General features: G+C 69.6%; 18 protein-coding genes and 1 other RNA gene. 10 read left to right on the top strand and 9 right to left on the bottom strand.

Features of this window, described 5'->3' with window-relative positions; all coding sequences use genetic code 11:
* Positions 1–42 precede the first annotated feature (42 nt).
* Genes dapD through IEY58_RS06380 form a run of 3 tightly spaced genes read left to right on the top strand, consistent with a single transcriptional unit; the run spans position 43 to position 2,632 of the window.
* The gene (dapD, locus tag IEY58_RS06390) at positions 43–900 is read left to right on the top strand and encodes a 2,3,4,5-tetrahydropyridine-2,6-dicarboxylate N-succinyltransferase (protein WP_189043757.1); all 858 of its coding nucleotides are present in this window, start codon (positions 43–45) and stop codon (positions 898–900) included.
* A complete protein-coding gene (gene dapE, locus IEY58_RS06385; RefSeq protein WP_189043755.1) occupies positions 897–2,051 on the top strand; it encodes a succinyl-diaminopimelate desuccinylase in 1,155 nt (384 codons plus the stop codon). Before dapD ends, dapE begins: the two co-directional genes overlap by 4 nt.
* Positions 2,048–2,632 (top strand): hypothetical protein, encoded by a 585-nt coding sequence (locus IEY58_RS06380; RefSeq protein ID WP_189043747.1) that lies wholly within the window; start codon positions 2,048–2,050, stop codon positions 2,630–2,632. The genes dapE and IEY58_RS06380 overlap by 4 nt, the downstream gene beginning before the upstream one ends.
* On the opposite strand, the gene truA is transcribed toward IEY58_RS06380, so the two are convergent.
* The 3 genes from truA to def are packed head-to-tail and all read right to left on the bottom strand — an operon-like array spanning position 2,576 to position 4,840.
* Complete coding sequence (gene truA, locus IEY58_RS06375) at positions 2,576–3,382, bottom strand: tRNA pseudouridine(38-40) synthase TruA (RefSeq protein WP_189043745.1); 807 nt, start codon at positions 3,380–3,382, stop codon at positions 2,576–2,578. The two genes, IEY58_RS06380 and truA, sit on opposite strands and share 57 nt — an antisense overlap.
* Positions 3,364–4,308, bottom strand: a complete 945-nt coding sequence (fmt, locus tag IEY58_RS06370; protein WP_189043743.1) for a methionyl-tRNA formyltransferase — start codon at positions 4,306–4,308, stop codon at positions 3,364–3,366. Before fmt ends, truA begins: the two co-directional genes overlap by 19 nt.
* A gap of 7 nt (positions 4,309–4,315) precedes the next feature.
* Positions 4,316–4,840: a peptide deformylase gene (gene def / locus IEY58_RS06365; RefSeq protein ID WP_189043741.1), complete on the bottom strand. Its 525-nt coding sequence runs from the start codon at positions 4,838–4,840 to the stop codon at positions 4,316–4,318.
* 144 nt (positions 4,841–4,984) lie between these two features.
* On the opposite strand from def, the gene IEY58_RS06360 reads away from it, so the two are divergent.
* The 4 genes from IEY58_RS06360 to IEY58_RS06345 all read left to right on the top strand — a co-directional run bounded on the left by IEY58_RS06360 (position 4,985) and on the right by IEY58_RS06345 (position 9,726).
* Positions 4,985–6,382, top strand: coding sequence for a DNA recombination protein RmuC (locus IEY58_RS06360; protein ID WP_189043739.1), 1,398 nt, complete (start codon positions 4,985–4,987; stop codon positions 6,380–6,382).
* Complete coding sequence (locus IEY58_RS06355; RefSeq protein WP_189043737.1) at positions 6,379–6,843, top strand: PaaI family thioesterase; 465 nt, start codon at positions 6,379–6,381, stop codon at positions 6,841–6,843. Before IEY58_RS06360 ends, IEY58_RS06355 begins: the two co-directional genes overlap by 4 nt.
* 260 nt (positions 6,844–7,103) lie before the next feature.
* Positions 7,104–8,345, top strand: a complete 1,242-nt coding sequence (locus IEY58_RS06350) for a pentapeptide repeat-containing protein (RefSeq protein WP_189043735.1) — start codon at positions 7,104–7,106, stop codon at positions 8,343–8,345.
* Positions 8,346–8,454: 109 nt separating this feature from the next.
* Positions 8,455–9,726 (top strand): pentapeptide repeat-containing protein, encoded by a 1,272-nt coding sequence (locus tag IEY58_RS06345; RefSeq protein ID WP_189043734.1) that lies wholly within the window; start codon positions 8,455–8,457, stop codon positions 9,724–9,726.
* Here the strand turns inward: IEY58_RS06345 and IEY58_RS06340 are convergent.
* A complete protein-coding gene (locus IEY58_RS06340) occupies positions 9,698–10,975 on the bottom strand; it encodes an MFS transporter (RefSeq protein WP_189043732.1) in 1,278 nt (425 codons plus the stop codon). The genes IEY58_RS06345 and IEY58_RS06340 overlap by 29 nt on opposite strands.
* 126 nt (positions 10,976–11,101) lie before the next feature.
* On the opposite strand from IEY58_RS06340, the gene IEY58_RS06335 reads away from it, so the two are divergent.
* Positions 11,102–12,013 (top strand): LysR substrate-binding domain-containing protein, encoded by a 912-nt coding sequence (locus IEY58_RS06335; RefSeq protein WP_189043730.1) that lies wholly within the window; start codon positions 11,102–11,104, stop codon positions 12,011–12,013.
* A gap of 11 nt (positions 12,014–12,024) precedes the next feature.
* On the opposite strand, the gene recR is transcribed toward IEY58_RS06335, so the two are convergent.
* The 4 genes from recR to ffs all read right to left on the bottom strand — a co-directional run bounded on the left by recR (position 12,025) and on the right by ffs (position 15,089).
* Positions 12,025–12,618, bottom strand: coding sequence for a recombination mediator RecR (gene recR / locus IEY58_RS06330; RefSeq protein ID WP_189043728.1), 594 nt, complete (start codon positions 12,616–12,618; stop codon positions 12,025–12,027).
* Between the two features lie 9 nt (positions 12,619–12,627).
* Positions 12,628–12,951 carry a YbaB/EbfC family nucleoid-associated protein gene (locus tag IEY58_RS06325; protein WP_189043726.1) on the bottom strand — a complete coding sequence of 108 codons (324 nt, stop codon included), beginning with the start codon at positions 12,949–12,951 and terminating at the stop codon, positions 12,628–12,630.
* A gap of 1 nt (position 12,952) precedes the next feature.
* Positions 12,953–14,887, bottom strand: a complete 1,935-nt coding sequence (locus tag IEY58_RS06320) for a DNA polymerase III subunit gamma/tau (RefSeq protein ID WP_189043724.1) — start codon at positions 14,885–14,887, stop codon at positions 12,953–12,955.
* Positions 14,888–14,992: 105 nt separating this feature from the next.
* Positions 14,993–15,089, bottom strand: an RNA gene (gene ffs, locus IEY58_RS06315) — signal recognition particle sRNA small type.
* A gap of 148 nt (positions 15,090–15,237) precedes the next feature.
* Here ffs and nudC point away from each other — a divergent pair.
* Together nudC and IEY58_RS06305 are read left to right on the top strand one after the other, a co-directional pair.
* On the top strand, positions 15,238–16,173 hold the full coding sequence (gene nudC, locus IEY58_RS06310) for an NAD(+) diphosphatase (protein ID WP_189043722.1): 936 nt from the start codon (positions 15,238–15,240) through the stop codon (positions 16,171–16,173).
* A 13-nt stretch (positions 16,174–16,186) separates the two neighbouring features.
* Positions 16,187–16,510 (top strand): YnfA family protein, encoded by a 324-nt coding sequence (locus IEY58_RS06305; protein ID WP_189043720.1) that lies wholly within the window; start codon positions 16,187–16,189, stop codon positions 16,508–16,510.
* A gap of 9 nt (positions 16,511–16,519) precedes the next feature.
* Here IEY58_RS06305 and cueR read toward each other — a convergent pair whose 3' ends face one another.
* On the bottom strand, positions 16,520–16,945 hold the full coding sequence (gene cueR, locus IEY58_RS06300; protein WP_322112042.1) for a Cu(I)-responsive transcriptional regulator: 426 nt from the start codon (positions 16,943–16,945) through the stop codon (positions 16,520–16,522).
* Positions 16,946–16,977: the final 32 nt, after the last annotated feature.

Genomic DNA, 16,977 nt, shown 5'->3' with positions numbered 1-16,977 from the left:
TGGTTTCGCCCTCCCTCATCGCAACAGTCAAGATTGACCGCCATGACCGCGCACCTGCTTGAAGCCGCCATCGATGCGGCCTGGGAAGCCCGCGACACGATCTCGCCTGCCACGACCGGCGACGTCGCCGATGCCATCCGCAAGGCACTCGAGCTCCTCGACAATGGCGAGGCGCGCGTCGCCGAGCCGGTCGACGGCGGCTGGAAGGTCAATCAGTGGCTGAAGAAGGCGGTGCTGCTGTCGTTCCGCCTGCAGGCCAACGTGATCATGCCGGGTGGCGCCAGCGACCCGAGCCTGGGCCAGGGCGTCTGGTGGGACAAGGTGCCCTCCAAGTTCGCCGGCTGGTCGGCGCAGCGCTTCGAGGCGGCGGGCTTCCGCTGCGTGCCGGGCTCGGTCGTGCGCCAGTCCGCCTATATCGCGCCGAACGTCATCCTCATGCCGAGCTTCGTCAATGTCGGCGCCTATGTTGGCAGCGGCACGATGGTCGACACCTGGGCCACCGTCGGCTCCTGCGCCCAGGTCGGCCGCAACGTCCATCTGTCGGGCGGCGTCGGCTTGGGCGGCGTCTTGGAGCCGCTGCAGGCCGATCCGGTCATCATCGAGGATGACTGCTTCATCGGCGCGCGCAGCGAGGTGGTCGAAGGCGTGCGCGTCGAGCGTGGCTCCGTGCTCTCCATGGGCGTGTTCATCAGCGCGTCGACCAAGATCATCGACCGGACGACCGGCGAGGTCTTCATCGGCCGCGTGCCGGCCTATTCGGTCGTGGTGCCGGGCTCGCTCCCCGGCAAGCCGCTGCCCGACGGCTCGCCCGGCCCGAACCTCGCCTGCGCGGTGATCGTGAAGCGGGTCGACGCCCAGACCCGCTCCAAGACCTCGATCAACGAGCTGCTGCGGGCATGAGCCAGGCGCTCGATCCGGTCGGCCTCGCCGCCGACCTGATCCGCCGGCCGAGCGTCACGCCGGCCGACGCCGGCGCGCTCGATGTGCTGGCGTCGGCGCTCGAAGGCGTGGGCTTCACCTGCACGCGGCTGCCGTTCAGCGAGCCCGGCACGCCCGACATTCTGAACCTGTTCGCCAAGATCGGCACCGGCGGACGGCATTTCTGCTTCGCCGGCCATACGGACGTGGTGCCGGCCGGCGATCCCCAGTCCTGGAGCGTCGATCCGTTTGGCGGCGTGGTCCGCGACGGCTTGCTCTTGGGCCGCGGGGCTGCCGACATGAAGGGGGCGATCGCCTGCTTCGCAGCGGCTGCTGCCCAATTCGTGGCGAAGCGAGGCGCCGATTTCGGCGGGACGATCAGCCTGCTCATCACCGGCGACGAGGAAGGGCCGGGGATCAACGGCACGGTCAAGATGCTGGACTGGCTCGAGGCCCGGGGCGAGACGCTCGACGCCTGCGTGGTGGGCGAGCCGACCAACGCCCGAATGCTCGGCGACATGGTCAAGATCGGCCGGCGCGGCAGCCTGACCGGGCATCTGACGGTCCAAGGCATCGGTGGCCATACCGCCTATCCGCACCTGGCCGACAACGCCGCCCATCGGCTCGTCGCCATGCTGACGGCGCTTATCGCGCAGCCGCTCGACCAGGGCACGGAGCATTTCCAGGCCTCGACCCTGCAGATCTCGACCATCGACGTCGGCAATCCCGCGACCAACGTCATTCCGGCGACGGCGCGCGCCAGCTTCAACATCCGCTTCAACGACGGTTGGAGCGGCGCCGGGCTCGAGGAATGGCTCCGGCGCACGCTCGACGGCGTCGGCGGCCACTATGAGCTCGAGGTCAAGGTCAGCGGCGAATCCTTCCTGACGCCGCCCGGCGCCGTCGCAGCTCTCATCGCCGACGCGGCCGAAGCGGAAATCGGACGGCGGCCCGAGTACAGCACAACCGGCGGCACGTCGGACGCGCGCTTCATCCGGCGCCTCTGCCCGGTCGCGGAGTTCGGCCTGGTCGGCCTCACCATGCACAAGGCCGACGAGGCGGTGCCGGTCGCCGACATCGCGGTGCTGACGCGGATCTATCTGGGCGTGCTCGAGCGCTTCTTCGCCGGATGAACCCGCCCGACGCTGCGCCGGTCCGATCCGAAACCGTCCGCTCGCTCGCCGGCGCGCTGCGCTTCCTGAAGTTCGACCTGCGCGCGATTGCCGCGTTCGATCCCTCGACCGGAGCGGCGATCCGGTCGTTCATGGCGGCGCTTTATGGCGTGCCGATCTATGCCGGCCTGCTGGCGCTCGACCTGCTGCAGGCCGAGAAGCAACCCGCCGACCTCGGGGTCTACGCGCTCGTCCAGTTGATCGCCTATATCGCCCGCACGGCGGCCTTTCCGCTGGCCGTCCTGGGGCTGGCGCGCATCCTCGGGCATGTCGAGCAATGGCCGCTGTTCGTCACGGCGATGAACTGGTTCGGCCTCGTGCAGATCACCGTGCAGCTGGCCGCCACCATTCTCGATCAATCCGGCATCCTGGGGGCCACCGGGTCGGTGCTGGCCCAGGTCGTGCTGCTCTATCTGCTGACGGCCGAGGCCTTCGTCGCTTGGGCAGCGCTCAGCGCGCCGGCGCTCGCCGGCTTCGCCGTCGTGCTACTCGACATCGTCATCGGTGTCGGTATCGACAAGATCGCGACTTTCCTGCTCTAGCATCGCCTCCGCGGGATATCCGACCCGCGTCAGGTAGAGCCCGTCCGGCGGTGCCGTCGGGCCCGCAGCCGACCGGTCGCGCGCGTCGAGCGCCCGCTTGACGTCGTCGGGCCGCCATTGGCCGGCCCCCACCAGCTTCAACGTGCCGACGATGTTGCGCACCTGGTGATGCAGGAACGAGCGCGCCTCGGGCACGATCCGGATCTCGTCGCCGACGCGGCTGATCGCGAGGCGGTCGAGCGTCTTCATCGGCGATTTCGCCTGGCACTCCGCGGCACGGAAGCTGGTGAAATCATGATGGCCGATGAGATGGGCGGCGCCCTCTATCATGGCATCGACGTCGAGCGCCACCGGCACGTGCCAGACATGGTTCCGTTCGACGGCCGGCGGCGCCCGACGATTGAGGATGCGGTAGAGATAGGCCCGATGATTGGCCGAGAGCCGGGCGTGGAACGTGTCAGGCACGCGCTCGGCCGCGATGACGGCGACGGCGGCCGGCTTCACGTGATGATTGATGGCACTCATCACGACGTAGGGGCGATAGTCGCGCTCCAGGTCGACATGGGCGACCTGGCCGGTCGCATGCACCCCGGCATCGGTCCGCCCGGCGCCCTGCACGAAGGCACAGGCACCGCTGAAGCGCTCGACTGCGGTTTCCAGGATCTCCTGGACCGACGGGCCCATCGGCTGGCGTTGCCAGCCGAGCAGGCCAGTGCCGTCGTACTCGATGGTCAGTTTGTAGCGGGGCACGGCAGCACCTCGCCCGCTGCAATCCGGGTGCCGTTCAGGAACGCGCGCCGCTCGACCGGCGCGCGGCCCGGCCGCTGCAGCAGGGTGGGTCTCAGCACGCCCGTGCCGCAGGCGATGCCCAGATCATCGTCGATTACGGTGCTGGGCGCGCCGTCACCGGCCTCCGGCTGGGCTGCCAGCACCTTGATGCGCTCGCCCTGATGCTCGAACCAGACGCCGGGCCAGGGATTGAGCGCGCGGATCTTGCGGTCGAGCGCGGCGGCATCCTCGCGGAAGTCGAGCGCGCCCTCCTCGCGGGTGAGCTTCGCCGCGTAGGTAACGCCGTCCTCCGGCTGCGGTTCGGGTACGAGCGTGCCGGCCGCCACGCCATCGAGCGCCGGCACGATCAGCTCGGCGCCGAGGGCCGCGAGGGCATCGTGCAGGCTCTCGGCCGTCGTTTCAGGGCCGATCGGCACGGTGCCCCTCAAGAGCATGGCGCCGGTGTCGAGCCCGACGTCCATCTGCATGATCGTGATGCCCGTCGCCGGATCGCCGGCCATGATGGCGCGCTGGATGGGTGCTGCCCCGCGCCAGCGCGGCAAGAGCGAGCCATGGACGTTGAGGCAGCCGAGCCGCGGCGCCTCCAGGATCGCGCGCGGCAGGATCAGGCCGTAGGCCGCGACCACGGCAGCATCGAGCCCGAGTGCCGCGAATGCTGCCTTCTCCTCCTCGGGCTTGAACGAGACCGGATGCCGGACCGGCAGGCCCAGCGCCTCCGCGCGGGCCTGGACCGGCGAGGGCTGCGTCTTGTGGCCCCGGCCGGTCGGGCGCGGCGGCTGGCAATAGACGGCTGCGATCTCGTACCCGGCCCGGACGAGCCCCCCCAGCACCGGGACGGCGAAATCCGGCGTACCCATGAAGGCGAGGCGGAGCGGGGTGCTGACCATCGTCGGCTTACTCGCCGTCTTCGGCCTTCTGCTTCTTCAGCTTGGCGAGCTTGCGCATGATCATGTTGCGCTTCAGCGCCGATAGGTAGTCGACGAACAGCACGCCGTTCAGGTGATCGATCTCGTGCTGCACGCAGGTCGCGAGCAGGCCGTCGGCCTCGAGCTCCTGGCGCTTGCCGTCCCGGTCGAGGTAGCGGACCTTGACCTCGGCCGGCCGCGTGATGTCGGCATATTGCTCCGGCAGCGACAGGCAGCCCTCGTTGTAGGTCGAGAGTTCGTCCGACTGCCAGAAGACCTCGGGGTTGGCCATGCCCATCGGCCGCGGCGGCTCGCCCTCGCGCGCCACGTCCAGCACCAGCACGCGCTGCAGCACGCCCACCTGGTTGGCCGCGAGCCCGATGCCGGGGGCGGCGTACATCGTCTCCAGCATGTCGTCCATCAGGCGGCGGATCGAGTCGTCGACCTGCTCGATCGGCTTTGCCTTCGCCTTCAAGACGGGATCGGGAGCAAGGACGATGGGCAACTTGGCCATGGAAAGTCGGACTCGTTGGGATTGCTGGACTTCTGTCGGCAGAGGTATGGCTTTCGCCGGTTTGGGTCAAGCAGCCGCTGTCGCGGCCGCCCGCACGGCTGCTATCGTCCGCCGACAGAACGATCGGAGCGGGACCAAGGAACGATGGACGGGCTGACGGTGGCGATCGCCGCGATCGCCGGATTGGCGCTGGGCTTCCTCGCGGCGCTGTGGCGCGGCGGACGGGCGCGGGCGGCGCTGGAGGCGTCGCTCGGCGAGGCGCGTGCCGCGGCGGAGATCGCCGAGAGCCGCCGGCTCGACCTGCAGGCGGCGCTCGATCGCGCTCACGAGGGCGAGGCCTCAGCACGCGCCGCGGCGCATCGGGCCGAGACCGACGCGGCCCTCGCGCGTCAGCAGGCCGAGAGCATCCGCCAGCAGATGGCTGACTGGGAGAAGACGCGGACCGAGTTCCTGGAGACGACGAAGGCCGGCGTGTTCCAGACGGCGCAGCAGATATCGAGCAAGCTGCTCGAGGACCACAAGCGCGAGACGGCCGAGGCGAAGCTGGCGGCCGAGAAGCAGCTGGCCCAGACGACGGCGGCGCTCCGGCAGGAGGTGCAGGCGCTGGGCGACGGCGTCTCGCAGCTGAAGGGCCAGGTGACCGAGAAGGCGCAGATGATCGACACGATCCAGCGCGCGCTCTCGAGCCCGGGCGGTGCCGGCTACTTCGCCGAGATCGGCCTCGCCAACACGCTGAAATCCTTCGGGCTCGAGCAGGGGCGGGACTTCGTGCTGCAGCAGACCGTCTATGGCGCCGAGGCCGAGCGCAAGCTCAGGCCCGACGCCATCGTCTTCCTGCCGGGCGACGCGGTGCTGGTGATCGATTCCAAGGCGTCGAAGCATCTCCTCGACCTGGCCGAGGCGGAGGGGACGGCCGGCGAGGCGGTGGCCTATCAGAGCCTCGCCCGCACCATGAACCAGCATCTCAAGGACCTGGCCGACAAGGATTATCGCGGCGCCGTGCAGTCGGGCTTCCGCAAGTCAGGCCGCGAGGGCGAGGTGAGCCGCGTGCTCTCGGTCATGTATCTGCCGAACGAGGCGGCGATCGAGAAGCTGGGTCGGGCCGATCCCGACTTCGCGCGCAAGGCCGCGGACGTGCAGATCATTCCGGCAGGTCCCTCAGGCCTCGCCTGCATTATCGGCTTCGCCGCGGTCGAGATCAGCCTGATGCGCCAGATCGAAAACCAGGCGCGCATCGTCGGTGCCGCGGAAAAGCTGCTCGAGAGCCTGTCGGTCGCGGTCGGTCACGCAGCCTCGGTCGGGCGCGGCATCAAGCAGGCGGCGGACGGCTTCGCCAAGCTGACCGGCACGCTCAACGGGCGCCTGCTGCCCCGCGCGCGGCAGATGCAGCAGCTGGGACTCCGGCCCGGCAAGCCGGTGCCGGGCAATCTCGGCGCCTATCAGGTGGTCGATGCCGGCGCCGACAGTCTGATCGAGGGCGAGGCGCTCGACCTCGCCGAGGACGCAGCGCTCATCGCGCCGAACGGGAGCAGCAAGCCATGACGGAGCGGCGGTCCTTCGCCCCGCGCGACCCGGACTTCGCGGCGCGCGTCACCGCGAGCTTCGAGCGCCAGGGCATCATGGCGCATCTGGGCGCACGCCTCTCCCGCATCGAGCCGGGCTTCTGCGAGATCGTGCTGCCCTATCGCCCGGAGCTCAGCCAGCAGCACGGCTATTTCCACGCGGGCGTCACCGGCACGATCGCCGATTCAGCGGGCGGCTATGCCGGGTTCACCCTGTTCCCGGCGGCAAGCTCGGTCCTGACCGTCGAGTTCAAGATCAACCTGCTGGCGCCGGCCGACGGCGATCTGCTGATCGCGACTGGCCGGGTCATCCGCTCCGGCCGGACGCTCACGGTTTGCGAGCTCGAGGTCGAAGTCGAGAAGGACGGCCGCCGCACCGCCTGCGCCCACGGGCTGCAGACGCTGATCACGGTCACGGACCGGCCCGATCATCCGGGCTGATCGGGTCCCGTTCAGCCGGGTTGCTCCAATTGAGTTGGATTCAATGCCGATCGTATTTGTGCGATGTTGATTCGATAAAGTATTTGCCTATAGCTCGCAAATATCGGAAATTTTATACGTACTTTGCTGCTCGGGTTTGCTCTGCAAGCGTCGGAGTTCGTTTTGCCGCACTTTGAAGAGAATTCTGCCCGCTTCTCGTGGGGTTCCGAGCGCTCGCCGGCTCAGTCCCCCGGCGGATGCCGCTGTTCCGCGAGGACGCGATGAAATCCGCCGATCTGCTGCAAGCGATCTCGGAGCATCGGCTCTACCTGGATGGCAAGCCGCACGGCCGGCTCCTCAATCTCAAGGGCGCCGCCCTTTCCGGGACTGATCTGTCAAAGCAGCGCCTGCAGTTCGCGCATCTCGCCGGCGCCGATCTCAGCCTCGCGATCCTGTCGCGCAGCAGCATCGACAATGCCGACCTGGGTGGTGCCAATCTCGCGGGGGCCAATCTCTCCCATGCCACGCTGGTCGGTGCCGATTTGCGCGGCGCCAACCTGCGCAAGGCCAATCTCCAAGGAGCCAATCTCGAGCAGGCCGACCTCGGGCCGGGGCAGGGCGTGATCCTCGTCGGCGGCGAGCGACGGGTGCGCGAGGCGCCGGCCGACCTGACGGGCGCCAACCTGCGGGGGACGCGGCTCGTGAGCGTCAAGGCGCCCGGGGCCAACTTCGGCTATGCGAACCTGACGGACGCCGATCTGGCGGGTGCCATGCTCGACGGCGCCAACCTGACCGGTACGGACCTTACGCGGGCGAATTTCACCGGCGCCTCGCTCCGGGCGACGCTGCTCAACAACGCGCGGGTCGATGCGGCGCGCTTCGACGGCGCCGATCTCCGGCGCGCCGAGCTGCGTAACGTCGACCTCGGCAAGGCGTCGTGCCAGGGCGTCGTCCTGAACGACGGCGAGCCGCCGCTCGACGACGAGAGCTTCCGGCTCCGGCTGTCCCAGCACATCGAATGGATCGTGACGAACGGCGTCGGCGGGCGCCGGCTTGATCTCAGCGGCGCGTCGCTCGCCGGCTTCAATCTCGCGCGGGCCGATCTTTCAGGCGCGAAGCTCACGGATTGCGACCTCTCCGGCGCCGACCTGCGCGGCGCCAAGCTCTGTCTGGCACAGCTCGACAAGGCGCGTCTGCGCGACTGTCAGCTGGCCGGTGCTGACCTGTCGGGCGCCTCGCTCGCCAAGGCCGATCTTGCCGGCGCCAGGCTCAACGGGGCGAGGCTCGGGCCGATGCCGATCCGCGGCACCGATGGCCGCTCGACCGGGCGGGATTGGCCGGCCGACCTGCGCGGGGCGAGCCTCGTACGGGCCGACCTCGGCGGCGCCGATCTGCGCCGTGCCCGGCTCGAGGGTGCCGACTTTACGGCGGCGGACCTGACGACCGCCGACCTGCGCGGCAGCGATTATATGAACGCGGTGCTCGGTGGCGCGAAACTGACCGGCGCCAGCTACGAAACGTGACGCGGCAATGCGGGGCGCGGGTCGCCTGGGCCTGCCGCGACCGAGGGCGGGGGTGAGGCGGTGGCCACTGGCGAGAGCGCCCACCGGCTCCTAGACTGCGCGAGACCCAATGACGGCGGCTCCTGTGGTCCCGGTTGATCTCGTTCCTGCGCTCGCCGCGCACCGGCTCATTCTCGAAGGGCGGCCGAACGGCCAGCGCCTGTCGATGCGGGGCGTCACGCTCACGGGCACCGATCTCGAGCGGCAGCGCCTGAGCCTGGCCATGCTTGCCGGTGCCGATCTCAGCCACGCGCGCCTTGCCCGCAGCTTCCTCGATGGGGCCGACCTGTTCGGTGCCAACCTGACCGGGGCCGATCTGACCGAGGCGACGATGATCGGCGCCGATCTGCGTGGCGCCACGCTCGCCAAGGCGCGGTTGCGCGGCACCAATCTCGAACGCGCCGATCTCCGGCCGGGCCAGCTCGTCGTCTGGCTGTCGACCCGACAGGTGTCGCGCAGCCAGTCCGCCGTGCTCGCCGGTGCCGATCTCAGCCGCGCCAAGCTCGTCGAGGCCGATCTGTCGCTGGCCGACCTCACGGGTGCCAACCTGCGCGGCGCCAATTTCCACAACACGATGCTGTTTGCGGCCAACCTGAACGGTGCCGACCTCAGCGGCGCCAATTTCGGGCGGGCGCGGCTCAAAGGGGCGCTGCTCAACAATTGCCGGATCGAGGGTGCGGATTTTCGCGGCGCCGACTTGCGCCAGGCGAAGCTGCGCAACACCGACCTGTCGGCGGCCCTCCTCGACGGCGCGCAGATCTCGGACGAGAGCAGCCGCGACCGGCGCGAGCCGCTGTCGGCGGTGCTCAAGGAGCTGCTGACGCTGCATCGCGAATGGATCGCGACCAACGGTGCCGCAGGCGCGCGGCTCGACCAGTCCAAGGCGGCACTGCACGGCACGAGCCTCGCCGGGTTCGATCTGTCCGGCGCGTGCTTTTCCGAGGCCGATCTGACGCTGGCCGATCTTGCCGACGCAAAGCTGTGCCTCGCTCAGTTCGATGGGGCGCGGCTCGGCCGCGCGCAGCTGACGGGTGCCGACCTGTCGGGCGCCAATCTGGCGGGCGCGGTACTCGACTTGGCCCACATGGCTGGGGCCAAGCTCGGCCCGATGGCGCTCCTCACGCCGGAAGGCAGGCCCGCCGGCCGCGACTGGCCGGTCGACTTGCGCGGGGCCTCGCTCAGAGGCGCCGATCTCCGCGGCGCGGACCTGCGCGGCGTGCGGCTCGAGGGCACCACGTTCGAGGGCGCCAATCTCGCTGGCGCCGACCTGCGCGGCGCCGACGTGCGGCAGGCCAATTTCACGGATGCTTCGCTCACGGGCGTGCTCCGCGATCACGGCTGACGGCGCCCGGGAAAGCCTGCGGGGGAAAGACGGCGGATGCCGCGAGCGCCGAGCCCGCGGCCGCGATCCACACGGTGGGCCAGGCACTCCATGCCAGCAGCACGGGGATGGCGAGCGGCGTCAGGAACAGGGTGAGGAAAGCGAAGCTGTTGCCGAGCGCCAGCGCGGTGCCGGCCCGGGCGGCGCCAGCCAGGCTCGCAAGCTCGGTAAAGGCGATGCCGTTCCAGGCCGAGGCGATCACGCCGCCGAAAGTCAGCAGGCTCACGCTCCACCACCACGCTGCGGGCCCAAGCGTCGCTGTGAGCAGGCCGAGGCTGAGGAATAGGCCGGCGCTCGCAAGCGCGCAGCCACGCAGGTAGGCGCGCCGGTTGCGGCGGCGGTCGGTCCAATGGCCGCTCCAGACCCGGAGGATGCCGGCGCCGACCTGGACCACGACGAGCGCACCGCTGGTGACGGCCACGCCGACCCCGGCGAAATCATGAAGGAAGATCGCGCCGAAGGTCAGCACTGCGAGCTGCGGCACGCAGAGCAGGCCGATGCCAGTCGCCACCCGCCAGATGGCGGTACTGCGGAGCGGCCCTGACCCCGCCATGCTCGGGTCACCGGCGGCCGCAGCCTCGACCGGAGGTTCGCCGAGCCAGCGTGCTGCCGCCAGGGTGGCGAGGGCGCAGAGGCCTGCAAGCCCGCCAAAGACCACGGCAAAGCCGTGGGTCGCGGCGAGCGGTGGCAGCACGAGCGCGCCGAGCCCGCCGCCGGCCGGCAAGGCGGTCTGCCGGATGCTCATGGCGAGGCCGCGCTCGCCTTCGCGGAACCAGGCCATGACCGCGCGGCCACTCGAGCCGTTGACGCTGCCACCCAGGAGACCGACCAGCAGCATGCCGGCGGCGAGCAGGCCCCTCGGCGGCGCAGCGCCCGGCGAGGGGGCGGCCACGAGCGCCATCATCGCCAGGGCCAGCGCCGTGGTGCCGAGGCCCAAGAGCAGCACGCGCCGATCGCCCCAGCGATCGGTCAGCAAGCCCCAAGGCAGCTCGCTCAGCGCAATGCCCAGCCCAAGCAGCCCCAGCACGAGGCCGAGCAACGCGTTGTTCAGATCGTAGGCCGCGCGCATGAACACGGCGGTGGTCGGCAGGCCGGAAAAGGCGGCAGCGAAGCTCGCATTGGCGGCAACGCCGACCGCCAGCACCTTCCAGCGGTGCCGGCGGTCAGCTCTGGCCTTGGGCGAAGCGGGACCAAGAACGGTCGCGGACATGGGGGCTGGCTCCTGATCCAGGGACAGGCGGCCGAACCGCCTTGATTCCCCGACCGTGCCGCGCCATCATCGTCCTGAAAATTTGAAAGTTTTTCACGAATAGTTCTGATTTTCAGGATGATATCCATGCGGCAGACCACGTTCGATCTCGATGTGCTGCGCAGCTTCCTGACCGGCATGGAGCTTGGCAGCTTCGCCAAGGCGGCCGACCGGCTGAATCGCTCGACCTCGGCCATCAGCGCACAGCTGCGCAAGCTCGAGGACCAGGCGGGGACGGCGATCTTCCGCAAGGCGGGGCGCGGCCTGGTGTTGACCGAGGCCGGCGAGACCCTGCTGGGTTACGCCCGCCGCCTGATCGAGCTCAACGACGAGGCGGCGACGGCGGTGCGGGGCGTCGATCTCGCCGGCTGGGTCCGGCTGGGCGTGCAGGAGGATTTCGGCGAGTTCCTGCTGCCGGATGTGCTGGCTCGCTTCGCGCGCGCCCATCCCAAGGTCCGGATCGAGGCGCGGGTCGCACGCAATGCCGAGCTGTTGGACCGGGTCACGGCCGGCCGGCTCGACCTGGTGCTGGCCTGGGGCGACGGCACGGACGCACCCCACGGCACGCGCATCGCCGATCTGGCGATGTGCTGGATCGGGCCACCGGACGGTTGGCCGCTGCAGCCCGATCTTTCGGGTGAGCCGCTGCCCCTGATCTCGTTCGAGGCGCCGTGCCTGTTCCGCTCGTCCGGCACAGCGGCGCTCGACCGGGCCGGCATTCCGTGGCGGCTTTCGGTCAGCAGCGCCAACCTGGGTGGGCTCTGGGCCGCGACTGCGGCCGGACTGGGCTTGACCGTCCGCACTGCACTCGGCCTGCCGCGGACGGTGCGGGCGCTGGCGCCAGGCGAGGCGGGCCTGCCGCCGCTGCCGAACCTGTCGCTGGCCCTCTACCAGGCCGATGCCGAGCCGGCGCCGACGGCGGCCCGGCTCGCCCAGATCCTGCGTCAGGCCGTCGTGGACGCCGAGGCGGCGCTGCCGGCGCTGGAAGCTGTGGCTTAGCTTTCTCGCTCCTAAAGCGGCCGGCGCGCCTTCAAGGCGGCGGCGAGCGTGCCTTCGTCGAGATAGTCGAGCTCGCCGCCGATCGGCACGCCGTGGGCGAGGCGGGAGACCTTGACGCCGGTCGCGGCCAGCCGGTCTGTCAGGTAGTGCGCCGTGCTCTGGCCTTCGACGGTCGCGTTCATGGCAAGGATCACTTCGCGCACGGCACCCGAGGCGGCGCGATCGACCAGTGCAGCGATGTTGAGGTCCTCGGGCCGGATGCCGTCGAGCGCCGACAGGATGCCGCCCAGCACATGGTAGCGGCCGGTGTAGGACGAGGTCCGCTCGATCGCCCAGAGATCGGCCACGTCCTCGACGACGCAGACAAGCCCGCCGTCCCGGCTCTCGTCCGTGCAGATCGGGCAGGGGTCGGTGGTGTCGAGGTTGCCGCAGATGCGGCAGGTGTGGATGGCTTGGGCCACTTCGCCGATCGCGGACCCGAGCGGCAGCATGTAGGCCTCGCGCCGCTTCAGCATGTAGAGCACGGCGCGCCGGGCCGAGCGCGGCCCCAGCCCCGGCAGCTTGGCCAGGAGCTGGATCAGCCGGTCAATCTCGGCGCCGGACAAGAGGGCCTCTTAGAACGGCAGCTTCATGCCCGGCGGCAGCTGCAGGCCGCCGGTCAGCTTCTGCATCTCGGCCGCGGCATGGGCCTCGACCTTCTGCTTGGCGTCGTTGAACGCGGCCAGCAACAGGTCTTCCAGCACCTCGACCTCTTCCGGGTCGACGAGCGCCTTGTCGATCGAGATCTTCCGGACATCGTTCTTGCCGCTCAGCACGACCTTGACCGTGCCGCCGCCTGCCTGGCCGGTCATCTCGACCTTCTCCAGCTCGGCCTGCATCTCCTGCATGCGCGTCTGGAACTGCTGGGCCTGCTTCATCATGTTGCCGAGATTCTTCATCTCAAGCGTCTCCATCTTCGTCGTCGGGGTCGAGAATCGGGGCCATGAACGGCCCCGGGTCATCTTCTTCATAAAGGCCTGCGGCCGGCACGTCGCCGAGTGCCGGATCACCGATGGCCGCTTCGTCGAACGGGGCGATCGCGTCCGGCTCCGGCGCCAGCGGCAATTCCGCCGGCAGTGCCGACGCGGGCTCCGGTTCCGGCTCCGGCACGAGATCGATGATCTTGTCGATGGTGAGGCCGGGAAAGGCCAGCAGCAAGGCCTTCATCACCGGCGTGGTGCTGACCTCCGCCCGGCGCTTGGCCTCGCGCGCCTGGATCTGCTCCTTGAGCGTCGGCTGGCCCGGCTCGCGGCTGACCATGATCATCCAGCGTTGACCGGTCACCTCGTTCAGGAACTGGCCCATGCGGGTGACGAGATCACGCGGCGCCTCTGGCGCAGGCCTGAGCTCGATATGACCGACCTGGAAGCGCACCAGATGCACCATCGCGGCGATCTGGTTGTAGAGGATCGCCTCGCGCCGGACGGCGATCAGCTCCATGACCTCCTGGAAGCTCGCGGGCTGCGGCATAACCTCGGCTGCGGCGGTCTCGGCATGCGCGGCAGCAGCCGGCTCGGCCTGGCGCACGGCCATGGCCTGGCCGCCCTGGCCCGCGCCGCCCATGATCGCGCCACCCATGATCGCGACCGGCCGGGGCGGCGCCTCGGCGCGCGGGCCGTTGCGCTCGCCGTTGGGCGCGCTGCCGTTATTCATACCGGGGCCGCCAGCGTTCTGCAGCGCCTTGATGAGCTCGGCCGGCGGCGGCAGGTCGGTGACATAGACCAGCCGGATCAGCACCATCTCGGCCGCCTTGAGCGGTGCCGGCGCCGTCTGCACCTCGGGCAAGCCTTTCAAGAGCATCTGCCAGGTGCGGGCGAGGGCGGCGAGGCCGAGCCGGCCGGCGAGCGCCCGGCCGCGCTCCAGGTCCTGGCCATCGGCGAGCGGCCGGTTCGACCCGCCGGCCTCGGGCCGCTCGAGCTTGAGCCGCGTGACGAAATGGGTGACGTCCAGCAGGTCCTGCAGCACCATCGCCGGATCGGTGCCGCCGTTGTAGAGCGTCTCGAGCCCCGCGAGCGCTGCCGGCGCGTCGCCGGCCATGACGTTCTCGAACAGGTCGAATGTCAGGCCGCGATCGGCGACGCCCAGCATGTCGCGCACCGCCGCCTCGGTAATGAGGCCGCCGAATCCCAAGGCGATCGCCTGGTCGAGAATCGAAAGCCCGTCGCGCACCGAGCCGTCGGCGGCGCGTGCGACCAGCGTCAAGGCACCGGGCTCGATCTCGACCTTCTCCTTGACGGCGATCTCGCCGTAATAGGCGGCCAAGGTCTCGAGGGGGATGCGCGGCAGCGTGTAGCGCTGGCAGCGCGACAGCACCGTCACCGGCACCTTGTTGATCTCGGTCGTGGCGAACACGAACTTGATGTCGGGCGGCGGCTCCTCGAGCGTCTTCAGCAGCGCATTGAACGCCGCCTTCGACAGCATGTGCACTTCGTCGATGATGTAGATCTTGTAGCGCGCCGAGACCGGCCGGTAGCGCACGCCCTCGATCAGCTCGCGGATGTCGTCGACGCCGGTGCGGGACGCCGCGTCCATCTCGATCACGTCCGGATGGCGATCCTCGGCGATGGCCCGGCAGGCGTCGCATTGCCCGCACGGCTGCATGGTCGGGCCGCCGGTGCCGTCGGGCCCGACGCAGTTCAAGGCACGCGCGATGATGCGGGCCGTCGTCGTCTTGCCGACGCCGCGCACGCCGGTCAGCATGAAGGCATGTGCGATGCGGCCGCTGTCTAACGCATTCGTGAGCGTGCGCACGAGCGTGTCGTGGCCGATCAGCTGGTCGAAGCTCGACGGCCGGTATTTGCGGGCGAGGACCCGATATTCGACTTGATCGCTCATGGGACGGGACGAGGCGCCGGCAACAATGCCGTGCTGGCAGGACGATCGGTCACGGTCGACACTGTCAAGAAGGAGGCCCGCCGCCAGAAGTCGCTTGGGAGAGGGGTGGAAGACCGGCGACGACCCAAGTCGGAAACTCGTTGCGGCTGCTTCCTTCCGGACCTGACCGGGTTGGCGAGGGACCTGCCCACCGCCAGCCTTCCGAGGCCATATATCGGCTGTCCTGCGCCGAGGTGCAAGCAGGATCGTCCGACGACATGGATGGGCTGCGGGAAAAGACCGCCCCGGCGTACCGCTGCGGCGGCCCTTCGCCTTGCCGCCTGCGCCGGGGCATGCCATGGTCTCGCCCCATGAGACGACCGAATTTCTATGCAGCGGGTGGGCTCGACCGGGTCGGGCCCTTGCGCAAGAACCCCGACTGGATCAAAGCACGGCTGACGTCCGAGACGAGCCGTTTCGTGCCGGTATGGCGCGCGCAGCATCTGGTGCGCGACACCGGCAGCGGTCCCGAACCGATCCTGCTCGATCTCGAGACCGTGACGCCGTTCATCCTTGCCGGCGTCGAACCGATGCTGCTCGGCCTCGACGGCGACATCGCCCATTTCGCACTCGATCTCTCGGCCGAGGAGACGCCGCTCGAACGGCTGGGCTTTGGCGCGGCCGCATCCGACTCGGGGCCGCGATTCCAGGATCTGCGCGCGTTCGGACCTCTGCTGACGCAGCAGACGGGCTCGCTCCTTGCCTACGCGCGCGGGCTCGCCCATTGGCACAACCGGCATCGGTTCTGCGGCGTCTGCGGCAGCGCCACGATCGGCGCCGAGGGCGGCCATGTCCGGATCTGCATCTCACCCGATTGCAAGACGCACCATTTCCCGCGCACGGACCCGGCCGTCATCATGCTCGTGACCGACGGCGACCGGATGCTCCTGGGCCGCCAGGCGGTCTGGATGAAGGGCATGTATTCGACGCTCGCGGGCTTCGTCGAGCCGGGCGAGAGCCTGGAGGAGGCGGTCGCGCGCGAGGTGAAGGAGGAGGCCGGCGTCGAGGTCGAGGACGTCGTCTATCACTCGTCGCAGCCCTGGCCCTTTCCGTCGTCGATCATGCTGGGCTTCTATGCGACGGCGAAGAGCCGCGACATTCACCTCAACGACCGAGAGCTCGAGGATGCGCGCTGGTTCTCGCGCGACTGGGTGCTGGACCACGAGGACGACGAGTTCTTCCGCCTGCCGCGCAAGGATTCGATCTCGCGCCGCCTGATCGAGGACTGGCTGGCCCAGGGCCGGTAAGGGCTTTCCGCCGATGGGGTCCTTCGCCGCCGCGGTCGGCGCAGCCTTGGCCGAGATCGCCGGTTGCTACGCCGTCTGGGCCTGGCTCCGGCTCGGCCGCTCGCCGCTCTGGCTCGTGCCGGGTGCCGTGAGCCTGGCGCTCTTCGCCTTCCTTTTGACCCGGATCGACGCGCCCATGGCCGGGCGCGCCTATGCCGCCTATGGCGGCGTCTATGTCGCGACTTCGCTTCTCTGGCTGCTCGCGGTCGAGCGGGTCCGGCCCGACCGCTGGGACCTGATGGGGGCGGCGCTCTGCCTGATCGGCGCCGGCGTCATCCTGTTCGCGCCGCGGGGGTAGGGGTCCGGATTAGTGGCAGCTTTCGGCGCCGGCGATATTGTCGATGATCGGGCAGTCCGGGCGGTCGTCGCCGTGACAACGGTCAACCAGGTGCTCGAGCGTCGCCTTCATTTGCGCCATGGCCGCGATGCGCGCCTCCAGCTCGGCGATATGCGCCTCGGCCAGCGCCTTGACGTCGGCGCTCGCGCGGCCACGGTCCTGCCACAGCGCCAGGAGCCGGCCGATCTCCTCCATCGAGAAGCCCAGGTGCCGGGCGCGGGCGACGAAGCGCAGCGTCTCGACCGCCTTGGCGTCATAGGTCCGGTAGTTGGATTCGGTCCGCATCGCCGGGCGGACCAGCCCGATGCTCTCGTAGTAGCGGATCATCTTGGCCGACACGCCGGATGCGGCGGCCGCATCGCCGATGGTCAGGACCTCCTCGGATCGGATCGCCATCTCTCGCTCCTTGGCTCATGAGGAAGCGAGAG

Origin of the sequence: Aliidongia dinghuensis, from assembly GCF_014643535.1 — a bacterium.
Classification (GTDB): Bacteria; Pseudomonadota; Alphaproteobacteria; order ATCC43930; family CGMCC-115725; genus Aliidongia; species Aliidongia dinghuensis.
The sequence above is the reverse complement of the archived record's forward strand: the minus strand, read 5'-3'. Positions and strand labels throughout refer to the sequence as shown.

Coding starts and splice junctions, on each gene's coding strand:
- IEY58_RS06355 (WP_189043737.1), top strand. CDS start 6,379: ATGACGGAGCGGCGGTCCTTCGCCCCGCGCGACCCGGACTTCGCGGCG.
- IEY58_RS06380 (WP_189043747.1), top strand. CDS start 2,048: ATGAACCCGCCCGACGCTGCGCCGGTCCGATCCGAAACCGTCCGCTCG.
- IEY58_RS06305 (WP_189043720.1), top strand. CDS start 16,187: ATGGGGTCCTTCGCCGCCGCGGTCGGCGCAGCCTTGGCCGAGATCGCC.
- IEY58_RS06350 (WP_189043735.1), top strand. CDS start 7,104: ATGAAATCCGCCGATCTGCTGCAAGCGATCTCGGAGCATCGGCTCTAC.
- fmt (WP_189043743.1), bottom strand. CDS start 4,308: ATGGTCAGCACCCCGCTCCGCCTCGCCTTCATGGGTACGCCGGATTTC.
- nudC (WP_189043722.1), top strand. CDS start 15,238: ATGAGACGACCGAATTTCTATGCAGCGGGTGGGCTCGACCGGGTCGGG.
- IEY58_RS06360 (WP_189043739.1), top strand. CDS start 4,985: ATGGACGGGCTGACGGTGGCGATCGCCGCGATCGCCGGATTGGCGCTG.
- def (WP_189043741.1), bottom strand. CDS start 4,840: ATGGCCAAGTTGCCCATCGTCCTTGCTCCCGATCCCGTCTTGAAGGCG.
- dapD (WP_189043757.1), top strand. CDS start 43: ATGACCGCGCACCTGCTTGAAGCCGCCATCGATGCGGCCTGGGAAGCC.
- IEY58_RS06335 (WP_189043730.1), top strand. CDS start 11,102: ATGCGGCAGACCACGTTCGATCTCGATGTGCTGCGCAGCTTCCTGACC.
- IEY58_RS06345 (WP_189043734.1), top strand. CDS start 8,455: ATGACGGCGGCTCCTGTGGTCCCGGTTGATCTCGTTCCTGCGCTCGCC.
- IEY58_RS06325 (WP_189043726.1), bottom strand. CDS start 12,951: ATGAAGAATCTCGGCAACATGATGAAGCAGGCCCAGCAGTTCCAGACG.
- IEY58_RS06340 (WP_189043732.1), bottom strand. CDS start 10,975: ATGTCCGCGACCGTTCTTGGTCCCGCTTCGCCCAAGGCCAGAGCTGAC.
- dapE (WP_189043755.1), top strand. CDS start 897: ATGAGCCAGGCGCTCGATCCGGTCGGCCTCGCCGCCGACCTGATCCGC.
- IEY58_RS06320 (WP_189043724.1), bottom strand. CDS start 14,887: ATGAGCGATCAAGTCGAATATCGGGTCCTCGCCCGCAAATACCGGCCG.
- cueR (WP_322112042.1), bottom strand. CDS start 16,945: ATGGCGATCCGATCCGAGGAGGTCCTGACCATCGGCGATGCGGCCGCC.